This is a genomic window from Cupriavidus sp. 8B (genome assembly GCF_054589115.1).
Genome location: NZ_BAAILO010000168.1, coordinates 1 through 1,426 on the forward strand (window position 1 = coordinate 1; position 1,426 = coordinate 1,426).

The following is a 1,426-nucleotide window of genomic DNA, read 5'->3' on the forward strand; positions in this document are numbered from 1 at the left end:
AACCAGCATGTCCGACGGCTCGGCCGCCAGCGCCTGGTCGAAGCCGACCATCTTCACGTCCGCGCGGCACGGCCTTGACGCCGTGTCGAAGGCCGCATCAACTCGCGCACGCTCCACGGCAGGAAGATACGGCGCAACGCTGACGACGAACAGGGTCCGCACCGAAGGGCAACGGTCGGCTACGGCGACGGCTTTGTCCCAGAGCGCGCTGTCAGAGACAGGTGCGCAGGCGACCAGCGCTTGCGCACCTGTCTCATTGACGATGGCGGCGATATAGTCGACCTCCAGCATCGGGTTGATTGGACTGGCGATGCCGGCAGCCTGCGCGCCCAGCAAGGCGTAATGGGTCTGGGGCAGATTGGGCAGCAGCAACGTCACCGTCGTGCCGGTTGTAATGCCGGCGCGGTGGAAGGCGTTGGCCGCTTGCGTCACGCGCGCCTTGAGGGTTGCGTAATCGACGACAAATTCTGGCGCGTCAGCCGCCCCGGTCATGACGAAGCGCAACGCGGTCTTGTCCGGATGACTGTCGCAGGCTTGGCACAGCAGTTCGTAAGTGTTCTGCGCGGGCAGCTTTTCCTGCCAGGGCGTGCGTTCGAAGTCGTCGATGTCGGCCTGGGTCCGGATGCCGCCGCTACGCGGCCCGCGATCGTGTGTGGTATCTGGCATATTGTCTCCTTGTATTGGCTTTTTTTAGAGTCGCCCTGGCAGCAGGACGGCCCGCCGGGGTTGGCCTTGCTCGACGTGCAGGTACGCCTGCCCGGCCTGGCTGAGCGTAAAGGTCTTCACCGCAGGCGGGGCCAGCGCCGTCGCGCAATCGGCCAGTGCCTGCAAGGCCGAAGGGTTCGGGCGGAAAGTCGTCCACCCATAGCGCGCGCCCTTCGGTATCAGGCCGTGTTTGCCACGCTTGCCAACCAGCGTGGCCACGCCGCCTCCGAGCAGTCCCAGCCGGTCAAAGTTGCCGAGCAGCGGATGGACAGTGGTCGCGTGACCGGCCGCGTCGGGCGCCAGCAGTTGCAGCAGGTCCGCTTCGTCGTCCCAATTGGCGAAATTCAGGGTGGCGGCAAAATGCCGCGGCAGGCTCGCCAGTGATTGGCGGTGGCGATCGACGAGTTCGGCGGCGCCGGCGGCCAGGCAGGCATCGAGCCCGTTACGCCCGCCGACGGCGGTAACATTCGCTCCCAGCCTGTGCAGCGACCAGACCGCGATCTGGCCCAGGCCACCGGTCGCGCCGTGCACGAGCACGGGACGCCCGTTCACGGTCTCGCGGCAGATCCCGGCGTCGGCAAACGCGCGCGTCACGGTCAGGAAGTTGTACGGTAGCGTCGCCAGGGCGGCGGCCGGGATGGACGACGGCCTGAGGCAAGCGTGTTCGGCGCGCATGGTGACATGGGTGGCATGCGTGCCCGCACTCGATGGCGGCTTGGCG

2 protein-coding genes are annotated in these 1,426 nt (G+C 67.0%); both read right to left on the reverse strand.

Translation table 11 applies throughout. The annotated features are described in order from the left end of the window. A partial coding sequence (locus ACYP5B_RS16830) for an AMP-binding protein (protein ID WP_459570458.1) occupies positions 1-666 on the reverse strand: 666 nt, incomplete at its 3' end. 24 nt (positions 667-690) lie between these two features. Further along, positions 691-1,426 (reverse strand): MDR/zinc-dependent alcohol dehydrogenase-like family protein (locus tag ACYP5B_RS16835; RefSeq protein ID WP_459570459.1); only part of this gene is annotated, 736 nt, incomplete at its 5' end.